Below are 20535 nucleotides of genomic sequence, written 5' to 3' on the forward strand. Positions count from 1 at the left end.
TATAGTGCTGACTCTCTACAGTACAGAAGGGTGCCATCTATGTGAGATGGCATTCCAACTCACGGAACAGTTAAACATTAGCCATCATATCAATGTTGTCGACATCGCATTCGATGATGAGCTCTTTTCCCGTTACGGGGTCACTATTCCGGTGCTCAAATTTGAAAGCTCTGACGGTTCTCAACACTCAGAGCTTAACTGGCCATTTGGCTTGTTAGAACTTAATGATTGGTTAAAGAAGAATGGCATTACTTACAATTCATAATGGGCAGTTAGCATTTGGCGACCACCCACTATTAGACCGTGCAGACTTCGCGCTGCAAGAAAACGAGCGTGTTTGTTTAGTGGGGCGCAACGGTGCTGGTAAGTCTACGTTGATGAAAGTCCTCTCTGGCAACATCATCATGGATGACGGCAAGATGCAAATTACACAAGATGTGGTTGTGTCTCGCTTGGAACAAGATCCGCCGCGTAACGAAGAAGGCACAGTTTATGATTATGTAGCTGGTGGTCTTGCTGAAATCGGCGAGCAGCTAAAGATCTATCATGATCTTCTGGATCTGATCGCGACTGACCCAAGTGAAAAGAACCTAAACCGTCTTACTCGTGTACAAGAACAATTGGATCACGCTAATGCATGGCGCTTTGAAGACCGTGTAACGAATGTTCTAGGTGCTTTAAAGCTGACAGCCGAAACTAAGCTGACGGACTTATCTGGTGGTTGGCAACGTAAAGCGGCTCTTGCTCGTGCGCTTGTGTGTGACCCTGACGTGCTTCTACTCGACGAACCGACGAACCACTTGGATGTTGCTACTATTGAATGGTTAGAAGGCTTCCTGAAAGACTTCCGTGGTTCAATCATCTTTATCTCGCACGACCGTGCGTTCATTAAGTCGATGGCTACGCGTATCGTCGACCTTGATCGCGGTAAATTGAGTTCTTTCCCTGGTGATTACGAAAATTACCTAGTTGAGAAAGAAGAAGCGCTTCGCGTTGAAGAAATGCAGAACGCTGAATTCGATAAAAAACTCGCTCAGGAAGAAGTATGGATTCGACAGGGTATCAAAGCTCGTCGTACTCGTAACGAAGGTCGTGTACGTGCGCTTAAGAAGCTACGTGAAGAGCGTTTGAATCGTCGTGAAGTGCAGGGCAAAGCGGTTATCCAAATCGATGATGCTCAGCGTTCAGGTAAGATTGTATTTGAAGCTGAGAACATTAACTTTGGTTTCGAAGGCAAAGAGATTGTTAAAGACTTCAGCTTCAATATCATGCGTGGTGATCGTATCGCTCTTATCGGTCCGAATGGTTGTGGTAAGAGTACCGTTCTTAAGTTGCTTCTTGACCAGCTAAAACCTGATTCAGGTCGTCTACATTGCGGTACTAAGCTTGAAGTGGCTTATTTTGACCAATACCGCGAGATCCTTGACCCAGAGAAGTCAGTTATCGATAACCTAGCTGACGGTAAGCAAGAAGTCACAGTAGGTGGACGAGAGCGTCATGCGCTTAGCTACTTACAAGATTTCTTATTCTCGCCTAAACGTGCTCGTACTCCTGTTAAAGCGCTGTCTGGTGGTGAGAAAAACCGTCTGTTATTAGCTCGTATTTTCCTTAAATCGAACAACTTGCTGATTCTCGATGAGCCAACCAACGATCTAGATATCGAAACTTTGGAACTTTTAGAAGATTTGCTTGCCAACTATCAGGGTACGCTTCTTTTGGTAAGCCACGATCGTCAGTTTGTAGATAATACTGTGATGACAAGTTGGATCTTCGAAGGTAACGGCGTGATTGAAGAATTTGTTGGTGGCTATCACGATGCGCAACAGCAAAGAAAGCAGGCACTTGAATACCGACAGGTTGAAAAGCCATCAAAGCCAGCGAAAGTAGTTGAGGAAACTCCCAAAACTGCACCAGTTAAAGCTAAACCTAAGAAGTTATCGTATAAGCTACAGCGAGAGCTAGAAGCGTTACCACAACGTTTAGAAGAATTGGAAACACAAATTGAAGCTCTTCAGGAAGAAGTTAATGATCCAAGCTTCTTTTCGAAATCTGTAGAGCAGACACAGCCAGTTTTAGATAAGCTAACTGCGACAGAGCAGGAGCTTGAAGTTGCATTTGAGCGCTGGGAAGAGCTCGAGGCACTACAACAGGAAAGTTAAGAAGTAATAATGACTTGTACTAAATTTAAATTAACAACAGTTGCAGCTCTAGTTTTGGCTGCAACTAATGCCAACGCTGCGCTGTATAAGGTCGTTGAAGTAACGCCTTCGATTACCGGTGCATCTGAGATTTTTGGTGTAGCGATCCAGCCAGCGACGGTTTCTGGAACAGAGAGTTGTTTTACTACCGATACTGTCGGTGGGATTGCATGTGACGACTTTAAATTGGCTGGTGAAACTCGCAATACGGTTGAAGCGGTAAGCTATCGCGAAGAAGTGCCTTTCGCAATGGATGCTCCATTTCAATACATTCAAGAGTTTGATGATTTCGAAAACTATTGTTATCGAGAGCTAAGATACTCTACATGTGAAAGCTGGGCTCAAAATCGTTGGAACGACACTTGGAGCAAGGAAAGAAATGATCTTACTCATGTAAATGCTAAAGCCTTTATCGAAGGTGGTGCTACATATGAAAGCCGTAACACGGTTATTAACTCTTTAGATAATGATGCTAAACCATTAGGTGTTAAGTCTGAAGGCGACATCCGTAACAATGCATTGTATACGACGACAAGTGGACCTACTGGTACGTCTGAAACTCGTGCATGGAAAGCGATTACAGCAAGTAACGGCACTGTTTACAATGTAGGTAGTGTATCTGAGGAGTTTGACCCGACTGATACATCTGAGCCAGACAAGGCCTTTGCTTCTAAAGCGGCTATCTGGGATGACACTACGACCAAAGAAATCGATTGGATTCGCAGCGGTAATGCTCAAGAAGGTGATTATTTTGCTCAAGGCAGCATGCGCTCAATCGTTGAATCAAACTCTGTTTTCTATGGTGTTGGCTATAATACTGAAAATGGTAACGGCGACCTACAAGACATGAATGCCAGTGTCTTTGTGAGTGATTCGTTAGATCTAACGAGTGCGACATGGACGACTAAGCAGGTAAGTGGTGCAGAGGTTAAGTCAGGCTCGTCTAACGATGATGCGAGATACAGTAACTCTGTCGCGACTGATATTAACAACAACTTGTTCGCTGTTGGTTATGCCAAGCGTAATGGTTATGTGCCAGAGAATGGTAGTGCAGGTAATAAGATCTTTGTTGTAACGGATGCGACAAACCCAACAGCAACTTTCTTGTCTGGCGGGATTTTCTTTAGTGGCTCAAGTGGCGAAGCTAAAGCAGTAAATAACTACAATGAATTTGTAGGCCAAATTGATGCGGAAACGACTCGTGAAGTTGACGGTAGTGAACGTAGACATCGTGGTTTTATTTACCCGTATCAAGCAAATGGCACTGATGCATCAAGAATTGCGCTGTTTGAGAGCAAAGCTTGGTGGCTAGACGATCTAACCAATGATGGTGACGCTTCTGGTGAAAACAACAAGTTTAGAATCATCGATGCAACTGACATTAACGATGCTGGTGTAATCTCGGCGACTGCGATTAAGTGTACTGTTGGTGGTACAGCCCAGCCGTATGATACAACGTCTCATAATTCATACTGTGGGGGTGCGTCATCTAATGCGGTAGAAGAAGTTGTAGCGGTTAAACTTGTTCCTATTGCTGGTAAAACTCAAGCTGATATTCAAACTCGTAGTGCCGACTCAGAGAAAGTCGATCGTCAAGGTGGTAGCCTAGGTTGGTTAACTTTGACTGTACTTGGCTTGTTAGGGTTCCGTAGAAAATTTAAATAATTTTTTCTCTTGAGCCCGAGTTCACAATTCTGAACTCGGGCTTTTTTTCGCCTTGAGAAAATTGAGAAATTGGTCAATTCTTAAACTTGGAGTCACAAAAACTCCGCAAAGTTGTAATCATTGTATGTTAGTAAATCGAAATACCCGTATGAGGACTGCACTATGAAGAGACAAAAGCGTGATCGACTAGAACGAGCACAATCTCAAGGCTATAAAGCTGGTTTAAACGGTAGGTCACAAGAAGCTTGCCCATATAGCCAAATGGATTCTCGGTCTTATTGGTTAGGTGGTTGGCGAGATGCCAGAGATGATAAACAAGCAGGTCTCTACAAGTAGATAGAGCGCAACGAATTCAAGGTCAGGGCTCCATTGTTTTAAATACAATGGAGCCTTGTTAGTTTTTAGGTGGAGGTAAAGCTTACAAACGGCAAAGAGCAATGTTTCTATGATATTCACGCTCCATCCATTGCTGGTGGATTTGGCATTTCTTATCTTAAAGTAATCTTTAATGCACTATAACTAAATGTTTTGGAGGCAAAAATAAAGCAGCCATTGGCTGCTTTATTTAAATTTAACTATCTAATTAGAATGCTGACGTGTCTTGGAAAAGGCCAACTTTCAAATCTTTAGCAACATAGATCTCTTTGCCATCAACAAGTACGCGACCATCAGCAAGGCCCATAACTAGGCGACGGTTAACAACACGCTTCATGTGGATCTCGTACGTTACTTTTTTCGCTGTAGGTAGGATTTGACCTGTGAATTTAACTTCACCAACACCTAGAGCACGGCCTTTACCTTCGCCGCCAACCCAACCAAGGTAGAAACCAACCAGTTGCCACATTGCATCAAGGCCTAGACAACCAGGCATTACTGGGTCACCAGGGAAGTGACAATCGAAGAACCATAGGTCAGGAGTAATATCGAGCTCAGCAAGCACTAAACCTTTACCGAAATCACCTTCAGTCTCAGACATTTTGGTGATGCGGTCCATCATCAACATGTTTGGTGCTGGTAGTTGAGGACCTTGTGGCCATAGTTCGCCTTGGCTTGAAGCTAGAAGCTCTTCGCGAGTGTAAGAATCACGTTTGTTTTGCATTATCAATTACTCCGATTTTTGATAGGTGCATATTAGTGAACAGGTGTACGCTAAACAAGTCCGATCAGTACTAGACAAACCAGTTTTTGATGCGTCCAACAATTCCAATTGGGTGCTCATGTCTTTCAAAGTTTTCAATACGTTCCGCGATTTTACTAAGAACGCTTTCTTCTTCATCGTCTCTAAATGGTTTGCTCATAATGAGAGGAATAGCTTCGTCTACATTTGACACAGACCAGATGTGAAATTCTTCGTTTTTGATGCTTTCGATAAGGTCCGGTTTCAGTGCAAGATGTCTCAGATTAGACCTTGGAAGTATCACGCCTTGTTTGCCTGTTAGGCCTTGATGCTTACAAACATGGTAGAAACCTTCGATCTTCTCATTGAGGCCACCAACCGCTTGCACACGACCAAATTGGTCGACAGCACCCGTTACAGCGATTTGTTGGTCGATAGGGTATTCAGATAGTGCGCTCACTAGAGAACACAGCTCAGCAAGCGAAGCACTGTCGCCATCAACTTCGCAATACGATTGTTCAAACACGACAGACGCAGCGTATGGCAATGGATCTTCAAGGTTTAGCGCACTGCTAACGAATGCTTGCATGATCATCATGCCTTTCGCATGCAGGTTACCACCAAGCTCAGCTTTACGTTCAACATCGGCAATATCACCATCGCCAAAGTGAATGACACACGAAATACGTGCAGGCTCACCATAAGAGATTGGGTGACCTGGAACATCGATAACGGTTAGGCCGTTCACTTGGCCCACTTGTTCACCTTCAGTTTCGATGATGACTTGGCCATCTCGAATATCATCAAGTGCGCGCTCTGGTAGGTATGATTCTCGATTGTATTTATGCTGTTGAGCTTGTTGGATATGCTGAATATCAATCTCGCCGTTATTGGCTTCAATCAGCGCTTCATTCAGTAACGCGTTGTGCCAAATCGGACACAATGGAATGTAACTTTGATCTTCTGTTTCTCGGGCGCCTGCGGTCAAAATCGCCGTCAACGCTTGTTGAGTAATATTCGGCAGTTCGTAACGCTGCTGAAGCCACTTCAGATACCCTAGATATTGAGTCAAAGTCTCTTCAGAAAGTTTAATGTCTTGTTCAATTTCACTAAAAAGACAAAAACCGGTTTGAATATCGCTATCCAAGTAATCAAGGTCACCGAGTTGCGCTCTGTCTCCAACGACAATCAATTTGATGTTGTATGTAAGAGGAAGCGTTGGTGATTGATTCAAGTGCTCAGGGTTACTGCTGATTGGCTCCACAGCTTCGCCAAGAAGCGCAGATTTTAATAATAACCAGCTACCCGGATTAGCAAGAATCAAATTTGCAGATACGATCAAGTAGCCGTTGTTTGCTCTGGTGAGTAGACCAGGTTTCGTCGCGATGACTTTTCCATCTTTAGACTGAACTTGGTCAAACAGAGAAATTGCATTCAACGATTCGGTTTTGATAACGGGCTGTGCATCGTCATTCAGCTCAGCGACTAAAGACTCAACGATCATTTGGCGATAGATCGAGTTGTCCGGAGAGTTGACCAACAAAACACGTGAAAGGTTTGATAAGCGGACAAAGCGAGTCAACGCGTCTCTGAATCTGTGTTGAATATCTGAAAATGGGAGAGGCGAGATGTCATGGAATTGCTCTAATTGAGCGCTATATTCGTCGTATTGAGGCGTAACATGTCGCCAATCTACTTGAGTCATTTAAGTTTCTGATTATGATAATGAGGTAGGGAGTATATAGAAAAACCGATCTCGCTTGTAGCTCTATATGGACGTTACTGATCACTGGACGAATATAAGTATGATCTTGGTCTATTCTTTCAAGACAATAATTGTTAAATCGCCCATTTTGGGTTACGCTGTCACTAGGATTAACACTCGAGATTAGACATGAAATATCAGCAACTTGAAAACTTAGAATGTGGTTGGAAATGGAACTATCTGGTCAAAAAATGGAAAGAAGGCGAATCGATCACCTGCCACATTGATTCAAGTGAAGCTGACGTCGCTATTCAGGCGTTATTAAAGCTCGAACACCAACCTACAGGTGTGCTTGAGTGGATATCAGACAACATGTCTCCAGAGCTCGACAATAAGCTCAAACAAGCGATTAGGGCGAAGCGCAAACGCCACTTTAACGCTGAACAAGTTCATACCAAAAAGAAATCAATCGACCTCGATTATCGCGTCTGGGAAAAGCTATCCCAAAGAGCGAATGAGCTAGGTTGTACCTTGTCTGACGCCATCGAATATTTGGTTAGTGAAGCATCACGCAGCGAACAGGCGAGTAAAACGGTAACGAGCCTTAAAGAAGATTTAAGCAAGCTTCTTTCTGACGATAAGTAACCATCAATATTAGTGGTGACGTTATGATGTATGTAATCTTAATCGGTGCAGTGTTGGTATTTTGGTTGGTCGCTGTAGATAGACCCGTCCTGAAAATTAAATTCAGTGATGGCGCTATTGAGCAGGTTAAAGGTCATCTTCCGCCGAGTTTTAAGCACAACCTTCAAGAGATCGGCCACAACAATGCGTTTAAGGGCGAATTAAAAGTGTATGCGAAACGTTCTGGCTATAGCTTGAAGTTCACTAAGGACGTACCTAAAAGCGTACAGCAACGCATTCGCAATGTGTTCCCGCATAACGGATTCAAGTCAAAAGGCTCAAAGAAAGCTTAATTTTCGATAATTACGTGTTATCCAATACAACATCATACTAAGTTAATCCTAAACATCTCTCCATTATCTGCATACTGTTTTCAATTTTAACTAAAAGAGAACAGTATGAGATATCTTGTAATTTTATTGTGCTTTTTGTCACCACTAACACTTTCCGACGATGCCTTGATTAACCCAGTAGCAAAGAAGATTAAGCGCTCTGTCCTTAAAGGGCTCAGTAAGAGTCATATTGAGCTAGAAGGATATTGTGATCTTATGATTGAGATGAAGCACGCCAAAGGCTATGCAAGAATCAAAAAGGTCAGAACCTCTGGGGATAGCAAAATCTGTAAAGAAGCTAAAAAGTATCTGCCTAAACGTAAAAAGTTCAAGTACAGCTTTCCTGAGAAATACATTCGTCTTCACATATCAGAATAACCGCTCTAATGCACTATAACTAAATATCTATAATTTTAATGAAACAATTTCGTGAACCAATCTCTAATTTCTATTAATATTTAGCTCACTTATAAAGTCAGCATATGCTGCCAAAAGAAGATTAGGGCAAAGGAAAGTCTCGGTTGTTGTTAGCAAATAAAAATTACACCCCAGAAGTCATAGAGATCTCTAGAAAAGTTTCAATTAACGTTGAGGCTCGTTTTACTAAATGGTTGATATCCACAAAATATAAACTCGACCAATCAAAGGTCGACACGCTACTTAGCTTAGAGAATAGATATTGCGAGAGCGTAATCTTTGATGAAGCGGATCGAATTTCACATAATCAACGCATTCTGTTGCGCTGTGAACAAGATAGAGTAAATGCCAAACGCGAGAAGGTAGCGGCCAAACAACAGACACTGCGTTACGTCATTGATGATGTGAGTGACGCCGCCTCTGCACTCATGTTAGAGAAGCTTCAAGGCACACTCATAAGCTCCTTATTTACCCAATTACCCGATTACAATCAGTTCGCGAGTGTTGGGTATTCTCCATCTTTAAACTTTTCAAAGTTGCACAAAATATCATCAGAAAGCAGGGCGCTTAGCTCTAGCCTTGTTGAGTTTGTGTCTAACCGAGAGTTCACAGAAAAGTACGGTAAGAAATCTAAAATCATTCTCGACCCCAAAGTTGCGGCAAGGCAAATCGGTATCGAGAACTGCCGTTTGTTGTTTCCATTACTAATGAGTCAGCAACTGATTAAGTGGAATGACAACAACATTAAACATATCGTACCGAAGGTTTGGCAACATTTGGTGGTGACCTCGAATACTACGCGCATGAGGTTACAAGAAACGTCCGTTAAAGATCCAAATGTTGGAATTCTTTTAGGTGTACTGAGAGTCTTACCTTTATTCCTGATTTGTAATCATTTCTCTTCGACATTCGAAGATGCTTTGGTTAAAACCATGATCGGCTATCGTGATGCGAGTGATAAGCATGAAGAGTATTATGCTTGCGCTGAAGTCATCCCAAATACGCAATTTCTAGAGTCGATGATAGAGCAACTCGAACTCAAGCTACTTAAGAAGCTTGTCGAATTTATTGACTGGAGCCCAACCAACCAGTTTATAAAGCGAGCGTTGTTAGAGGAAGTAAATGACATACCAGCGCTAGAAAGAACCCTTTACGGAGCTGCGTTAGCCCAAGGGAGAAAGTTCTCTATTTTTGAAGCGCTGGATAATAGTGATTTGTTCAATGTTAAGCACAGACCCTATTGGTTTTCCAATGTTCAAATGTCAGCGACGACGATTGAGCAAATGCAGAATAGGGTACCAGGTAAAATAACCGATAAGATGTAATGAAGAGAAGAGAGCCACACTTGTGTGGCTCTTTCTTTTAAGTTGCACTGTCACTTTATTTAGGTTGCTGACAAAGCCGGACTTACCAACAGTGGCTGTTTAGCAAACTACTTCAAACGTGAATGAGTCCTGTTTGGCCATTGCTTGTTTGACTGGAATACCTAGGCGTTGGCATGTCATTAACAGTTTAAGCTTTCTATCCGCTGGAGCATGCTCTGAGAGAATGACTGAAGTAAGGCATTGTTTGTTAAGAAACAGTTTATTGCCTTCGAGCTCTTCCTTAGGAAGTACCCAGCGATATTCTCGCTCATAGCGCCAATTAGAGTGCTTTACCTTAAAGAGCTCGGTACCTAAGCTTAATGGCGGTAACTTCTCTAACAAAGGCAAACTGATATTGTTTGGATGGTCTTCATATTGAACCTCAAAGCAATTTAGGTTCGCGTCCCCCTCATAATAGTTAAGGTCATACTCAATACACATACCTTTGAAGTTGTCACCATACTGAGACCACAGTATAGGGTGGTCGCTGGACTGCGAGAAACACATCACCATAAAATCATTTTGAAGGCACTGGTTGAAGATGTGGTTAGAATCAAAAGGGTTGTTAAAAGATTTAGCGTAATCAAACCACAACGAACACTCGGATATAGATTGTATGTTTCTATCGTGGAGCGATCTGAACTTATAAAGTTTAGGCAACATATCAAACACCTAGTTTACAACATTTCCTGATGTTAACACTTTAATTGGTAATGCAACTCCGAATGCACAGCATTTGATTGCTTAATCACCTTATTTTCAATTATAACTGTTTGATAGATCAAAATTTAAACACGAAATAGTGGTACGTTTAGGTGGTTTATTTTGCAAAACGTAGTCCCTTAAACTTCCTATACCTACACAAAATAAGATACAACGTAACTTTTATAGGCCGATTCAATCAAGATAAAGGACCGAGTAACGCCCACTTTAGAGAGGAAGGCTTTGCTAGAGTGGGCTAACGGTTATTCGAAGGGGTTAAAACTTGTATCGCGCACCAATATAAGCGGTTTGTGAAGAAACATCGACATCGTAGATTTCAACACGTGCATTTCGGTAGCCAAGGTGGATGTCGATATTGTCTGAGACTATCGCACCAAGCTCTGCACCAACTTGGTAAGCTGCTTCTGATTTAGATTCCGAGGTTCCGGACATTTTTACGTCCATATCCATCGAGCCAACACCAGCTAATAGTGATACGTATAAGTCTAACGCATCTCCTTTAACAATGAATTTTGGCTTAACGTTGACGAAGAAAGCCTGACCTTCGATATCCATCGAATCGCTATAGCTTACCTTACCAATTTTTCGGTATTCGGCTTCTAGTCCTAACTTAACAACATCATGAGTATTGAATTCGTAGCCTCCAACTAGGTTATAACTGAGGTCAGAAAGGTCTGATGAATCTTCAATGGCGTCGTTAGGGAATTCAAATTCGGTTTCATTGTAAAAGCCGATATCAGCACCAACATAAAACTGACCAAGCTCCTTAGATGAAGCTTCTTTATCACTAGCAACCGCTTGGGAGCTCATTGCGAAGATAGATAATAGCGATAGGGCGACCATACTGCTTTTCATGTAAAACCTTTATTTAGTAAGTTATTGATTTCCCGGACATGCTATCAAATAAAAGACGTATTAGTTAATACGAAACCTGTCTAAATATCTGATTTTAAAAGCTTGTAGGTAATAGAAGTATCAACATCTCACATGTAAGACAAGGTATGAAGAGCCCCAACAAAGTGATGAATATGAACAGTAAATACGTTGCGTTGTCATTTATCCACAATTTACAGCAGTGCAATTAACTACGGACACATTTTTAATGCTATGCAGCTTACTAAGAATCTCCTTTGAGTATCAGAAACAAGCTAATTAAGCCTGAGTAATGAGAACGATGTAAATTGATAGAGCTTAAAGCAAGCTCAAATTGAAAGAGCCCAACTAAGTAATTAGCAATTCAGATTAGACATTAGTCATGTGTGGGAGATCTTGGAATGCACGAGCAGTATGAGTTGGCCAGATTATTCAAGCTTTTCAGTTTGTTCAGGTCTCAGAGATAAACTGTTTTCAACAGCGAGTGGATAACATCAAAATAGAGTTAGTTTTTGCGAGAAGTAGACGTAAAATTTTTCCAGCAGGCGCTGTAATCTAATGAGGTAAAAGTTTATTCTGACAGACGCTTTGATTGGAGTCTGTAAGAGTGTTTATCTGATGCAATCAAGGTGGCGGGAATTATCTCGATTAAACATGTAGCCAATCCATAAAATGCTTAAAAGAGTTAATTTAAATGGCTCTGTACGTAAAATCTGCAAGGACTAAGGTGCTGAAACCCCTCAGATTTCAATCTCCATAACTGCGTATTATGTCTGATTATGTTTAATAGTGCATATCTTATAAATGTAGTGCAACCTCTTGTATTTAGGGGTTTTATCATTGAAGTGTCGCGAAATGAGTAAGAATTACATTTTTCGAGAATTAGAATGCCAAATGACCAAGGAAGAGGTCGCTGAACTGTGTTTTAAATCTGTGAGGACTGTCACGGGTTGGGATGAAGGTAACCCAATCCCTCCAGAGTGTAGAAGGCTTATGAGAATGGCCAAAGGTCGGGAGCTCAGCGTCTGTGAGGATTGGGAGCAATTCAAAATGTTGTATGACAGAATGGAATTGCCAACTGGACAAGTTGTCAGGCCACAGCAAATACTAGCAGGAATTGCTTTATTGGGGATTCAATCTGAATTGGAAATCAAGACCTCTACACAACTTCTAAAAATTGCTAGGTCAATATCGAGGTTAAAATAAAAAGAGGGCATTTGCCCTCTATTAAATAATCACTAACCCTAAAGCATGCCTATTTCATCTTATTAGCTACTTCTTCAAGTGCCTCAATTAATGGTATTAAAGACAATAGGTGTTTTGATTCTTTTACACGTAAGCATATTTTCGAAAAATAATCAGGGTTAGCAACAGCGCTACAGTTAGATTTAGAATAGTTAATCCTTCTCTCTCTCAAGGCTTTCATAGCATATGCGGCATGAAATTGTGAATGAGTAAAATCAACATTATAATGGCCCATCAGTTCAGGGTCATCTTTGATGACATTATAATATTGAAAGTAGCTGATCAAAGGCTCTGCCTTTGCAAACCGAGGTATTGCACTAGAATTACCCAACAGAACAGTTTCGAAGCAACGACTTTGAACTACAGGAACAACATGTAATCGCTCAGGCAATTCAACTTTATTTACTTCATCCAATATGAATTGCTTTCTAACATCAACACTATCTTCATCAGCATCTAAAATTACAAAGAAGTAATCGACACTGCCGTCATCAGTGATATCAGTTATAGCATTCCCAATATGGCCTAATATAGAAGGGTAACCTTCACCTGAAAAAAAGAAGCACCCTGAACTAGATGCTTTAAAATCACTAAACTTAGTGAATGTCTCTAAATCAGGTATTATGTGCTTAACCCATTCAGGGTAGACTTGCATCTCTGACGAAAGTCCTTCTACTAAGAAATATAGCTTCATTCATACCCTCGATAGATATTGCTATTCATAAGTAAAAGGAAATTGTCATGATTACTATCAAAATCAAGAACTTCGCTTGCTGGGTATGTAGTTATGTCGCCGTTTTTTCCTCTCGATACAACTTTCCAAAAGCTCTTTGGTATATCATTGATCACCCTTGGGTGATGGGATGTAATGATTACTTGATTTGACGTTTGTTGTAATTCTGACAATATATCGGGCAAACAGTTAACACCTAAACTATTTTCAATTTCATCGATGATTATTGGTGAATTATTGTTTCCGAACTGTAATTCAGAAAGGAGCATCATAGCTTTAAACATCCCTGAAGATATCTGGGATTGATTTATTTTTTGGCCATTTTTTAAGTCTAGTTCAATGAATATGACACGTCTTCCATCTGAACTTTCAGTATGAGTCTTTATTAAACGTGGAGTTATTTTTTTTACTTCTGGAAATATGTTTGTATATATGAATTCTAGTTCATCAAAAGCATCTTTATCATACTTAAATGCGTAATAGATCTTCTCTCTACATGTTAGTTCTTTAAATTGAGCTGATAGCTTCTTAATACTAAGGTTTCCGTTTCGAGCTAGTACTTCCTTATGAATTTTTCCGTCAATTAAAGGCACAGTCATGTTGTTTGAAAACAGTTCAGAGTCTACGGATATTAGTACAGCTGATGTTAACGATTTGAAAACGTCTTTTAGTTCAGTACTTTGTCTTAAAAGAAATAGTAAGCTTTTATCATCATCTAAACGTGGAAGCTCTTTCTCAGAAAAAATAACAGATTTTTCGTCTCTAGAAAAAATGGGGGTGCCGTCTATTGTCAGACTTTCATTGACAAATTTACTGAATGCTTTCCCTTCTGCATCATACTCAATAGCTTGAGAAAGTTGCCCTTTCCAAAAAACATTTCTTTTTAGGTCATCTTCAAAATGCAAAGTCCACTCTATAGTTCTAGACTTTCCACCTTCAGCTAAACTTATCAAGCTACTTAAACCTGAAATGATAGTTGTCTTACCCGCACCCGAAACACCAACAAGAACATTAAGACGGTCAAAAGATACATTGTTAATTTTGACCTTGGAGCCGAGACTAGTTCCGTTTAAGTGCAGTTCTTTTATTATCATGATGTTTTTCCTAAATATTGAACTACTTACAGTTTAACGCAATCAGAACATACATCACAGTGAATTTGTAATGCTCTAAAAAGTAATATTGAATTGCGTGTGCCTATAGGTTGGTCGAATTTACCCCCGTGATACAACACGGGGGTTGTTGGCCCGCAGCTCGTTGGGACCCTCCCGACGAAACGGGTCCCTCCCAACGAGCTGCGAACCAAACATACCGACATCATCAACGTTGAAAGTTCTATGGGTTGCAGTAGCAAAAAGCCCCACTGGTATTGTGAGGCTCTGCTAGGGTGATCTTGGCAATGAGGAAGGGCGGTGATGTGGTTTCAATAAGACAGCTACGCTTCGCTGCTTATCGGGCATTTGGGACTGTACACCCCAGAACCATGTCGCGTGCCCTTATCCCTGCGGGGCTTGTTCATCGATATCTATTGAGTATAAATGCTCTCAGGCTGTGGCGCGTCGCTGATTCCATATAGCTCTTTCTCTAGCTCAAAATAGTCATATTTGTTTTTCACTTTGAAGTGCTTTAGTTCAACCCCTGCGGAAGCGGCGGCCATATCAACTAACTTGTCTCTTGCTACTCTATCTGGTCGATTATGAGTTGAATCATCTAACTCAATCAAACACTTAACTTCAAGCGTTAGTGGGTCGCAAAGTACAAAGTCCACATGCTTTTTTGCAATAGCGTTGAATGCTCGCCACCATGTTTTTTTGTCATGAGCTCCTTTCCTTGGAGTCATCAAATCGGCAATTCGTACCTTAGTAAAAACGGTATGCTTGCCCTTTGTTACGACGATTAATGCTTGATAAAAGGTTAGCTCATTCGATGTGGCAAGCTTCCTGATAGGCTGATATTCATAATGTGAGGTAGGGTTGTCATTATTTGTTTTAGGAGAGTATATGTTGCGTGCAAGTAATCCTACCAATCTCCATAAGAGCACAAATGCAAAAATCAGTGCTAGGGTAGGAAAAATTAAGTTAAACAAATGCTCCATGACGTAGGACTCATAAGATCGATTAATTAAAATATCTTATCAGTCCGTACATTGTGTGAGAAATATCAATAACATGACTGTAAGTCATTAGATTTTGACGGCCTTACTGAAATCAAAAGGATCATTTATAGGATTGTCATTCTTGGACTCAACACAAGTTAAAATCCTAACAGACTCTCCCCAAGTAACGCGATACACACAATCAGCCAAAACCTTAAAGCCATAACCCATCTCAATCAGCTCTGAATGGTCAAAAGTAAAAAGCTTACTATCGTTCTGACGAACCTCGATATAGATACGCATGAACGAATTTTGGAAATCGACAAGATTTTGTGAAACGTCTGTCCAAGCTGTCTGACGTGAATATCCCGTAACGGATAAATCAAAGTCATCAAGTGGACCGAACCCTGAAGATTTTTTAACAGGCTTAACGGTTTGACCTGGAACACCGTCAGGAACTGAAGCATGGGTATGGGCCGTAACATTGTTTTGTTCAGGTTTAAGAACAGGCTCAGGTTCTTTATCACTACCGGACCAAGCGTAGATATTGAAAATGATTCCGCAGACAAGCAACGTTCCACCCATCCAAAACGGCCAACGATGCCAAATAGGTTTAATGTCGTTACTCATCGCTTCAGCTACGCTGCCACTACTTTGCGTATGAGACTGATAAAAGGGAAAAAATGCTTTCTTGTATTTCCGTTGCTCCTCATTAACGACTTCGGTCGTTGCACCAATTCTCACTTTTTTCGTGTAAGTGTTCTTACTACCAAACGCAGTATTCTTGGCGCAGTAGTAAGTCATCTCAACCATATCTCTAACGTCTTTATGAATCTTTCTAAGATTCTGAGTCAGTAAGATGATGTCTATGCCGTAGTGGCCGTGAAGAGAATAGAACTCAAGGATTTTGCTATCGAGTTGCTTGTTTGGCAGGACCATATGAGCTTCATCGATAACAAATAAGGGACCTTTGTTATCAGCATCCCTCCAGTCGTTGACGTAGTCCTCAAGCTTTGAAAACGGTCTATCCATCGAGCCATATTGGTTTAACTTACCGTCCACAACTTCAATCAAGTCCAAGACATCATTGCCAAAGACTTTCTGAAAATAGGGCACATTTAACGTCACATTGGTTACGACTTTCCGACCAGCCTTGATAGCAGGAATGATATGGAAAGCCACACTCTCATAGCTCTTGCCACTGCGTGGTCGGCCCGCGATGCAATAGATCATTAAGAGCCCAACCTTGTAAATGGAATCAGTTGTAAGACCATGCGTAAAGCAATGGCCGATAGAATCATACTCAAACACTGAGGCAAGCCAACAGCACCCATAACCCAAGCAACATTAGGCGGGATTGACTGCAAATATTGACCGACATCGACAGGTTGGAATAAAGCAACAGCAGCGGATAGAGCTGAATTGACGACTTCCATAAATTGCTCAACAACCCAATAGACCATATCTTTGAGCATGGTAATAAGGCTCAAGAGCAACTGATACATGAACTCAATTAACTTATTGAATAACGTTACAATCCAATCCATACCTTAACCCCCGAAGATAATTTGACGACAATAGAAAGCCGTAGATGCAAGAAAAATGAAACGTAAAAAGCCGAATATCCAATCCATGTCGATGTAATCATCAAATGACATGTATCCATAGAATGGGACAGGTAGCCCAAACTTAGGACGCTGAGCCCCACTTAGATTAATGTTGCCGAAACTGGATACAAAAGGGTCGACAATGCTTGTACGCATGTCGTTCAATTCAGCACTGACGACATCACTCAAATCACCATCGTATGCAGACATATAGAACCCCTGACATGTATCACCTTGAATACAAGTGCCGTCGATACCTGCTTTGGATGCGTCTACACCTTTCAATAAGTCAGCAATATCATTTACACCATTAGTTAAGCCATCTAACTTACCAGAAATTTCAGCAAGGCCTTCACCATCACTACCGCCATCAATTCCGTCAATTTTATCTGATAGGGCGTCTATGCTTGATTCAACACCGGACAAGTCAACGGTCGATTGGCCGCCAGAAATAGCAGCAATTTGATCGCTTAATTGGTTGAATTTTTGATTGGTGTTTTCATTCACATCATCAGCGATAGAGGAGACCATCATTTGAGTTTGCATGAGAGCTCCCTCCAAACGAGTATTCTTATTGGCTAAGTCGTTTAAAGAGTTTTGAACGTTTTTAATTCGTTTTTGGTTACTCTTAGCTTTGGAAGCGTCATAAAGTTGAGTTTGTTGCTCTGATGTAAGGCCGCCATCACCACCGCCACCATTATTAATGGCATCGATAATCTGGGATTGAGTTGCATCTAAGTGACCATGAACACCGTTAATTTGACCGTTCAAGCTCGTGAGGCTTCGGTCTACTGAATTAAGGTCATAATCAACATCATCGAACCTCTTCAAAGTCTGACTAAATAAGCTATCAACATCTTCGAACTCGGAGACCATGTTAGAGAAACCACTATTAATGATCCCCGAGTTGTCTACACCACCATCAATGTTATTAACAGCGCGTTCTAAGTCGTTGAACTCTTTTCGAGTCTGAATTTCTTGAAAGGTCATTGTTTGACGTAGGTTCTCAAGCGTTGTTTCAAATTTCTTATCGATATCGGTAGATACCATATGATTAATAATGCGTTGTAATTCACGATTGTTAATCGATAAACTATGAACCATGGCATCATAACTAGAGCAACGTCTGTCCTGACCATCGCAACTAATAAACTCAGGGCGGCCGGCCTTATACAGGTCAAAGAAAGGCTCTAGTTTGTCAGGTATCCCGTTGTCATTCTCATCAATGTCAGCGTTATCATTTAGAGTGGGGTTGGGATCAACACCGTTCGCAAGCCCATCACCATCCCAATCCTCATCGTTGTCAGGTATGCCGTTATTGTTTAGGTCGCCGTCTTGTTCTACCTGAGAGCCGCAATTAAAAATGTCTGAATCCGCGTAGTTAAAACCACCAGTGCAATACGAGTCACTCGTTGGCGGATTATCATCACAAATCAGACTGCCGTCGGGCAAAATGGAGCGTGACGGAGGGGTGTCTGAACATAACTTAACTTTCATTTGCGAATATGGCCCGCCATAAGTCAAATCAGAAGCCAATGCACCGGAAGATAACAGGCCAACCAACGATGCTAGAATCATTCTTTTCATAAACAAACCTATAAAAAAAGAGGCCGAAGCCCCTTTATTATTAACTTTGAAAATTCAGAGCGGCTAGAAAACCAGACAAGCCACCCAAAAGAGCAAATACCATGAGTATCAGGTCATGTATGGCAATCAGCACACTCAAAAAGTCCCATTAGTTACGCAGACTTTACAGCACGTTTAGCAAGGCCAATCGCCTTGTAAGCCATAGTGATTCCGACAATAGCAACACCCGCAGCACCTACTTTAGTTGCAACATCAGCGAAATCCACAGCAGCCCAAATAGCTTCCATAATTTTGTTTCCTTATAAAATTTTAACTAACTTAATCACCATCTTAATGGCGTATGACATGGCGAAACCGCTAACGAAAACTAGTGAGAAAGCCCCACTAAAAGCCGCAGTAGCTTCGATTGCAGAAACCTCAGTGAACCCCATCAAATACTCATAATCGCTAGCAGTAATAACTATGACTCCAGTGCAGGATTCAACTGACGTATCAACAAGAGCTAGAAAACCATTTTCATTTGCTAGAGCACACTTAGGCATAACAATTCCGAATTCAAATTACTTCTTAAACGATGCTTCAAAATGTTTTTGGATTTCGGCATCAGTAGGAACAAGCTTGTTCACCAAGATATCGAGTGGATCATCTGGGTTCGCGCCAAAATTCAATTCGTATTCGCGATTAGCTACGAACGCGCGCGTTTGGATAAGTTGACGTGCGTATTCCACATCAATTTTCAGAGCTTGCTTGTTGTATGGGATGTCAGTTGAAAAGCCGATGCCCGTTTGTTGAAATTTCTCGTTATCGACTTCTTCCACAGCACGTAGGACAGACAGCTCTGCGAATTCCATATTAGATTTAGGGAAACGCTTGATAGAGATACCAGTTATTGTAGGCATATTCTTGACTCCAAAATTTCGATTTTCTGTTTAGTGTATTCGTCAGGAATGCCCAACGATGTATTGAAATTAGCGCGGCGATGGTGCGTAGGAATGAGCATTCCAAACGCTTCCCCCAAGTCTCCCTCAGTCATAGCAACAACCTCAGATAAAGCCTTACCACATTGACGACGAACCCAAGCGATACGAGCCATAAACTCCAGTCCGGCTTTCTTCTTGTTTAGTTCAAGCTTCATTGGTTCAGCAGGGTCGATACTGGCCGAGAAGTCACACAGACCAGCAAAGGCCGAAGCAGGCGAGGCGAGTAGTGCCAAATCGCACTTCTTCAATTCCACTTCGTTGCGATACCAAATCACTTCAGGGTCAGCGATGTTTTGTTCAAACTTCTTGTTATAGATACGCCAGTAAACTGAAGACGTACGAGAGCCAACCAAAACAGCTTCTTCTGATAATTCACCAGATTGTGAAACGCGCTTATGAGGAACCATTGTCGGGCCACGACCACGAGAAGCAGTGCGAAATGCTCCCTCATAAAAACATTTCTCAGCGTACTTACAGTCAAAGATTCCGGTGTAGTCATCCACGCAGAGATCCAAACGGGCTAGGCGAGTGATACCCAAAAGCGATAACCACCAGTGCACCTTTTTGTGAGTAGTGAAGTCGAACAACTTGGCGCAACCAGTACCATTGATTTGCACGTAGACCGTGTCATTGTTACCGCCGACACCGACCAAGCCACATTCAACTGTTCCGGTAGAGTCATAAATCACCATCGAATCTTCATAGCCATGCAAGCCACGACCACGCATAGGCGACAGACGGAAGTTAAAGACTTTCGCCATGAACTCATCAAACCTATCAGCCAAAACCTTACGACATTTGTTACGGTGTAACTCAATTGATTTTTCTATAGCTTCTGGTGAGTTAAGGCGGCCTTTAACGGTTTGTTTCTTAAACTCAGGAAACTGCAAGTTGATAAAGTCTTGTTCGTTAGAGCTATCCAAATGTCTCAGCGAGCCATACGAAAATGAAAAGGCTAGGTGATCCACTTGAACCGGACGAATCTCATCATGGAACTTATGTGGTTTTTTAGATGGCACTGAACACGCCCTTAACCAAAAGCTCTTGGTAGTTTTCATCAGTAATTTCAACAATTTGAAAAGACACCATTCCATAGTGAGCTTCCATGAACTGGAAGAAATCGCGTGGAGTCTTAAAGAAGTTGTGACCCCAAGGAAAGTAAGCGTTGATGCCATGATTGGGTTCATTGTCGAAGTAGATTGAATCCATG

At 41.5% G+C, this 20535-nt stretch carries 24 protein-coding genes; 9 read left to right on the plus strand and 15 right to left on the minus strand.

The genetic code is table 11. The features are described from left to right. Positions 1–4 precede the first annotated feature (4 nt). From OH460_RS15675 to rmf, 4 genes are all read left to right on the plus strand, one after another. The gene (locus tag OH460_RS15675; RefSeq protein WP_081090360.1) at positions 5–265 is read left to right on the plus strand and encodes a glutaredoxin family protein; all 261 of its coding nucleotides are present in this window, start codon (positions 5–7) and stop codon (positions 263–265) included. Then, entirely contained in the window at positions 243–2159 is a 1917-nt protein-coding gene (locus tag OH460_RS15680) for an ABC transporter ATP-binding protein (protein WP_171762009.1), read from the plus strand. The genes OH460_RS15675 and OH460_RS15680 overlap by 23 nt, the downstream gene beginning before the upstream one ends. Before the next feature lie 9 nt (positions 2160–2168). Continuing rightward, positions 2169–3863: a DUF3466 family protein gene (locus OH460_RS15685; RefSeq protein ID WP_269998460.1), complete on the plus strand. Its 1695-nt coding sequence runs from the start codon at positions 2169–2171 to the stop codon at positions 3861–3863. A 162-nt stretch (positions 3864–4025) separates the two neighbouring features. After that, positions 4026–4199 (plus strand): ribosome modulation factor, encoded by a 174-nt coding sequence (rmf, locus tag OH460_RS15690; RefSeq protein WP_004742306.1) that lies wholly within the window; start codon positions 4026–4028, stop codon positions 4197–4199. Between the two features lie 247 nt (positions 4200–4446). Here rmf and fabA read toward each other — a convergent pair whose 3' ends face one another. Next, complete coding sequence (gene fabA, locus OH460_RS15695; RefSeq protein ID WP_004742305.1) at positions 4447–4962, minus strand: bifunctional 3-hydroxydecanoyl-ACP dehydratase/trans-2-decenoyl-ACP isomerase; 516 nt, start codon at positions 4960–4962, stop codon at positions 4447–4449. A 70-nt stretch (positions 4963–5032) separates the two neighbouring features. Next, positions 5033–6685: a Lon protease family protein gene (locus OH460_RS15700; protein ID WP_269998465.1), complete on the minus strand. Its 1653-nt coding sequence runs from the start codon at positions 6683–6685 to the stop codon at positions 5033–5035. Positions 6686–6874: 189 nt separating this feature from the next. Here OH460_RS15700 and matP point away from each other — a divergent pair, with 189 nt between their 5' ends. From matP to OH460_RS15720, 4 genes are all read left to right on the plus strand, one after another. After that, positions 6875–7330, plus strand: coding sequence for a macrodomain Ter protein MatP (gene matP / locus OH460_RS15705; protein ID WP_008221970.1), 456 nt, complete (start codon positions 6875–6877; stop codon positions 7328–7330). A 23-nt stretch (positions 7331–7353) separates the two neighbouring features. Next, positions 7354–7662, plus strand: a complete 309-nt coding sequence (locus tag OH460_RS15710) for a DUF3634 family protein (protein WP_269998467.1) — start codon at positions 7354–7356, stop codon at positions 7660–7662. Positions 7663–7767: 105 nt separating this feature from the next. Then, entirely contained in the window at positions 7768–8079 is a 312-nt protein-coding gene (locus OH460_RS15715; protein ID WP_269998468.1) for a hypothetical protein, read from the plus strand. A gap of 143 nt (positions 8080–8222) precedes the next feature. After that, positions 8223–9443 carry a hypothetical protein gene (locus tag OH460_RS15720; protein WP_269998469.1) on the plus strand — a complete coding sequence of 407 codons (1221 nt, stop codon included), beginning with the start codon at positions 8223–8225 and terminating at the stop codon, positions 9441–9443. A 99-nt stretch (positions 9444–9542) separates the two neighbouring features. On the opposite strand, the gene OH460_RS15725 is transcribed toward OH460_RS15720, so the two are convergent. Together OH460_RS15725 and OH460_RS15730 are read right to left on the minus strand one after the other, a co-directional pair. After that, a complete protein-coding gene (locus OH460_RS15725) occupies positions 9543–10145 on the minus strand; it encodes a DUF2971 domain-containing protein (protein WP_269998471.1) in 603 nt (200 codons plus the stop codon). A gap of 315 nt (positions 10146–10460) precedes the next feature. Then, entirely contained in the window at positions 10461–11060 is a 600-nt protein-coding gene (locus OH460_RS15730) for a porin family protein (RefSeq protein WP_268663504.1), read from the minus strand. Positions 11061–11918: 858 nt separating this feature from the next. On the opposite strand from OH460_RS15730, the gene OH460_RS15735 reads away from it, so the two are divergent. Beyond that, positions 11919–12284: a regulator gene (locus OH460_RS15735; protein WP_269998474.1), complete on the plus strand. Its 366-nt coding sequence runs from the start codon at positions 11919–11921 to the stop codon at positions 12282–12284. 49 nt (positions 12285–12333) lie between these two features. Here OH460_RS15735 and OH460_RS15740 read toward each other — a convergent pair whose 3' ends face one another. The 11 genes from OH460_RS15740 to OH460_RS15790 form a co-directional block, all read right to left on the minus strand. Continuing rightward, positions 12334–13017: a hypothetical protein gene (locus tag OH460_RS15740; RefSeq protein ID WP_269998476.1), complete on the minus strand. Its 684-nt coding sequence runs from the start codon at positions 13015–13017 to the stop codon at positions 12334–12336. Continuing rightward, positions 13014–14150, minus strand: a complete 1137-nt coding sequence (locus OH460_RS15745) for an AAA family ATPase (RefSeq protein WP_269998478.1) — start codon at positions 14148–14150, stop codon at positions 13014–13016. The genes OH460_RS15740 and OH460_RS15745 overlap by 4 nt, the downstream gene beginning before the upstream one ends. Before the next feature lie 431 nt (positions 14151–14581). After that, a complete protein-coding gene (locus OH460_RS15750; RefSeq protein WP_269998481.1) occupies positions 14582–15151 on the minus strand; it encodes a DUF2726 domain-containing protein in 570 nt (189 codons plus the stop codon). Between the two features lie 87 nt (positions 15152–15238). After that, positions 15239–16384, minus strand: a complete 1146-nt coding sequence (locus OH460_RS15755) for a zonular occludens toxin domain-containing protein (protein WP_269998483.1) — start codon at positions 16382–16384, stop codon at positions 15239–15241. Then, positions 16384–16698, minus strand: coding sequence for a DUF2523 family protein (locus tag OH460_RS15760; RefSeq protein WP_269998484.1), 315 nt, complete (start codon positions 16696–16698; stop codon positions 16384–16386). Before OH460_RS15760 ends, OH460_RS15755 begins: the two co-directional genes overlap by 1 nt. 3 nt (positions 16699–16701) lie before the next feature. Beyond that, positions 16702–18345 carry a hypothetical protein gene (locus OH460_RS15765; protein ID WP_269998486.1) on the minus strand — a complete coding sequence of 548 codons (1644 nt, stop codon included), beginning with the start codon at positions 18343–18345 and terminating at the stop codon, positions 16702–16704. Positions 18346–18497: 152 nt separating this feature from the next. After that, positions 18498–18632, minus strand: coding sequence for a membrane protein (locus OH460_RS15770; RefSeq protein ID WP_048612093.1), 135 nt, complete (start codon positions 18630–18632; stop codon positions 18498–18500). Positions 18633–18644: 12 nt separating this feature from the next. Then, positions 18645–18887, minus strand: coding sequence for a single-stranded DNA-binding protein (locus OH460_RS15775; RefSeq protein WP_269998491.1), 243 nt, complete (start codon positions 18885–18887; stop codon positions 18645–18647). A gap of 18 nt (positions 18888–18905) precedes the next feature. Then, entirely contained in the window at positions 18906–19244 is a 339-nt protein-coding gene (locus tag OH460_RS15780; protein ID WP_269998493.1) for a DUF1293 family protein, read from the minus strand. Continuing rightward, positions 19232–20344 (minus strand): replication initiation factor domain-containing protein, encoded by a 1113-nt coding sequence (locus OH460_RS15785; RefSeq protein WP_269998495.1) that lies wholly within the window; start codon positions 20342–20344, stop codon positions 19232–19234. The genes OH460_RS15780 and OH460_RS15785 overlap by 13 nt, the downstream gene beginning before the upstream one ends. Further along, on the minus strand, positions 20334–20534 hold the full coding sequence (locus OH460_RS15790) for a hypothetical protein (protein ID WP_108167716.1): 201 nt from the start codon (positions 20532–20534) through the stop codon (positions 20334–20336). The genes OH460_RS15785 and OH460_RS15790 overlap by 11 nt, the downstream gene beginning before the upstream one ends. Position 20535: the final 1 nt, after the last annotated feature.

The organism is Vibrio sp. Makdt (assembly GCF_027587015.1).
In the GTDB taxonomy this organism is placed as follows: domain Bacteria; phylum Pseudomonadota; class Gammaproteobacteria; order Enterobacterales; family Vibrionaceae; genus Vibrio; species Vibrio chagasii_B.

What these genes read in the sequence shown, in the direction of transcription:
- OH460_RS15790 (WP_108167716.1), bottom strand. Translation starts at nt 20,534, where the DNA reads ATGGATTCAATCTACTTCGACAATGAACCCAATCATGGCATCAACGCT.
- OH460_RS15715 (WP_269998468.1), top strand. Translation starts at nt 7,768, where the DNA reads ATGAGATATCTTGTAATTTTATTGTGCTTTTTGTCACCACTAACACTT.
- OH460_RS15685 (WP_269998460.1), top strand. Translation starts at nt 2,169, where the DNA reads ATGACTTGTACTAAATTTAAATTAACAACAGTTGCAGCTCTAGTTTTG.
- OH460_RS15755 (WP_269998483.1), bottom strand. Translation starts at nt 16,384, where the DNA reads ATGATCTATTGCATCGCGGGCCGACCACGCAGTGGCAAGAGCTATGAG.
- OH460_RS15740 (WP_269998476.1), bottom strand. Translation starts at nt 13,017, where the DNA reads ATGAAGCTATATTTCTTAGTAGAAGGACTTTCGTCAGAGATGCAAGTC.
- OH460_RS15775 (WP_269998491.1), bottom strand. Translation starts at nt 18,887, where the DNA reads ATGCCTAAGTGTGCTCTAGCAAATGAAAATGGTTTTCTAGCTCTTGTT.
- OH460_RS15730 (WP_268663504.1), bottom strand. Translation starts at nt 11,060, where the DNA reads ATGAAAAGCAGTATGGTCGCCCTATCGCTATTATCTATCTTCGCAATG.
- OH460_RS15780 (WP_269998493.1), bottom strand. Translation starts at nt 19,244, where the DNA reads ATGCCTACAATAACTGGTATCTCTATCAAGCGTTTCCCTAAATCTAAT.
- rmf (WP_004742306.1), top strand. Translation starts at nt 4,026, where the DNA reads ATGAAGAGACAAAAGCGTGATCGACTAGAACGAGCACAATCTCAAGGC.
- OH460_RS15745 (WP_269998478.1), bottom strand. Translation starts at nt 14,150, where the DNA reads ATGATAATAAAAGAACTGCACTTAAACGGAACTAGTCTCGGCTCCAAG.
- OH460_RS15700 (WP_269998465.1), bottom strand. Translation starts at nt 6,685, where the DNA reads ATGACTCAAGTAGATTGGCGACATGTTACGCCTCAATACGACGAATAT.
- OH460_RS15680 (WP_171762009.1), top strand. Translation starts at nt 243, where the DNA reads ATGGCATTACTTACAATTCATAATGGGCAGTTAGCATTTGGCGACCAC.
- fabA (WP_004742305.1), bottom strand. Translation starts at nt 4,962, where the DNA reads ATGCAAAACAAACGTGATTCTTACACTCGCGAAGAGCTTCTAGCTTCA.
- OH460_RS15770 (WP_048612093.1), bottom strand. Translation starts at nt 18,632, where the DNA reads ATGGAAGCTATTTGGGCTGCTGTGGATTTCGCTGATGTTGCAACTAAA.
- OH460_RS15710 (WP_269998467.1), top strand. Translation starts at nt 7,354, where the DNA reads ATGATGTATGTAATCTTAATCGGTGCAGTGTTGGTATTTTGGTTGGTC.
- OH460_RS15760 (WP_269998484.1), bottom strand. Translation starts at nt 16,698, where the DNA reads ATGGATTGGATTGTAACGTTATTCAATAAGTTAATTGAGTTCATGTAT.
- OH460_RS15750 (WP_269998481.1), bottom strand. Translation starts at nt 15,151, where the DNA reads ATGGAGCATTTGTTTAACTTAATTTTTCCTACCCTAGCACTGATTTTT.
- matP (WP_008221970.1), top strand. Translation starts at nt 6,875, where the DNA reads ATGAAATATCAGCAACTTGAAAACTTAGAATGTGGTTGGAAATGGAAC.
- OH460_RS15765 (WP_269998486.1), bottom strand. Translation starts at nt 18,345, where the DNA reads ATGAAAAGAATGATTCTAGCATCGTTGGTTGGCCTGTTATCTTCCGGT.
- OH460_RS15725 (WP_269998471.1), bottom strand. Translation starts at nt 10,145, where the DNA reads ATGTTGCCTAAACTTTATAAGTTCAGATCGCTCCACGATAGAAACATA.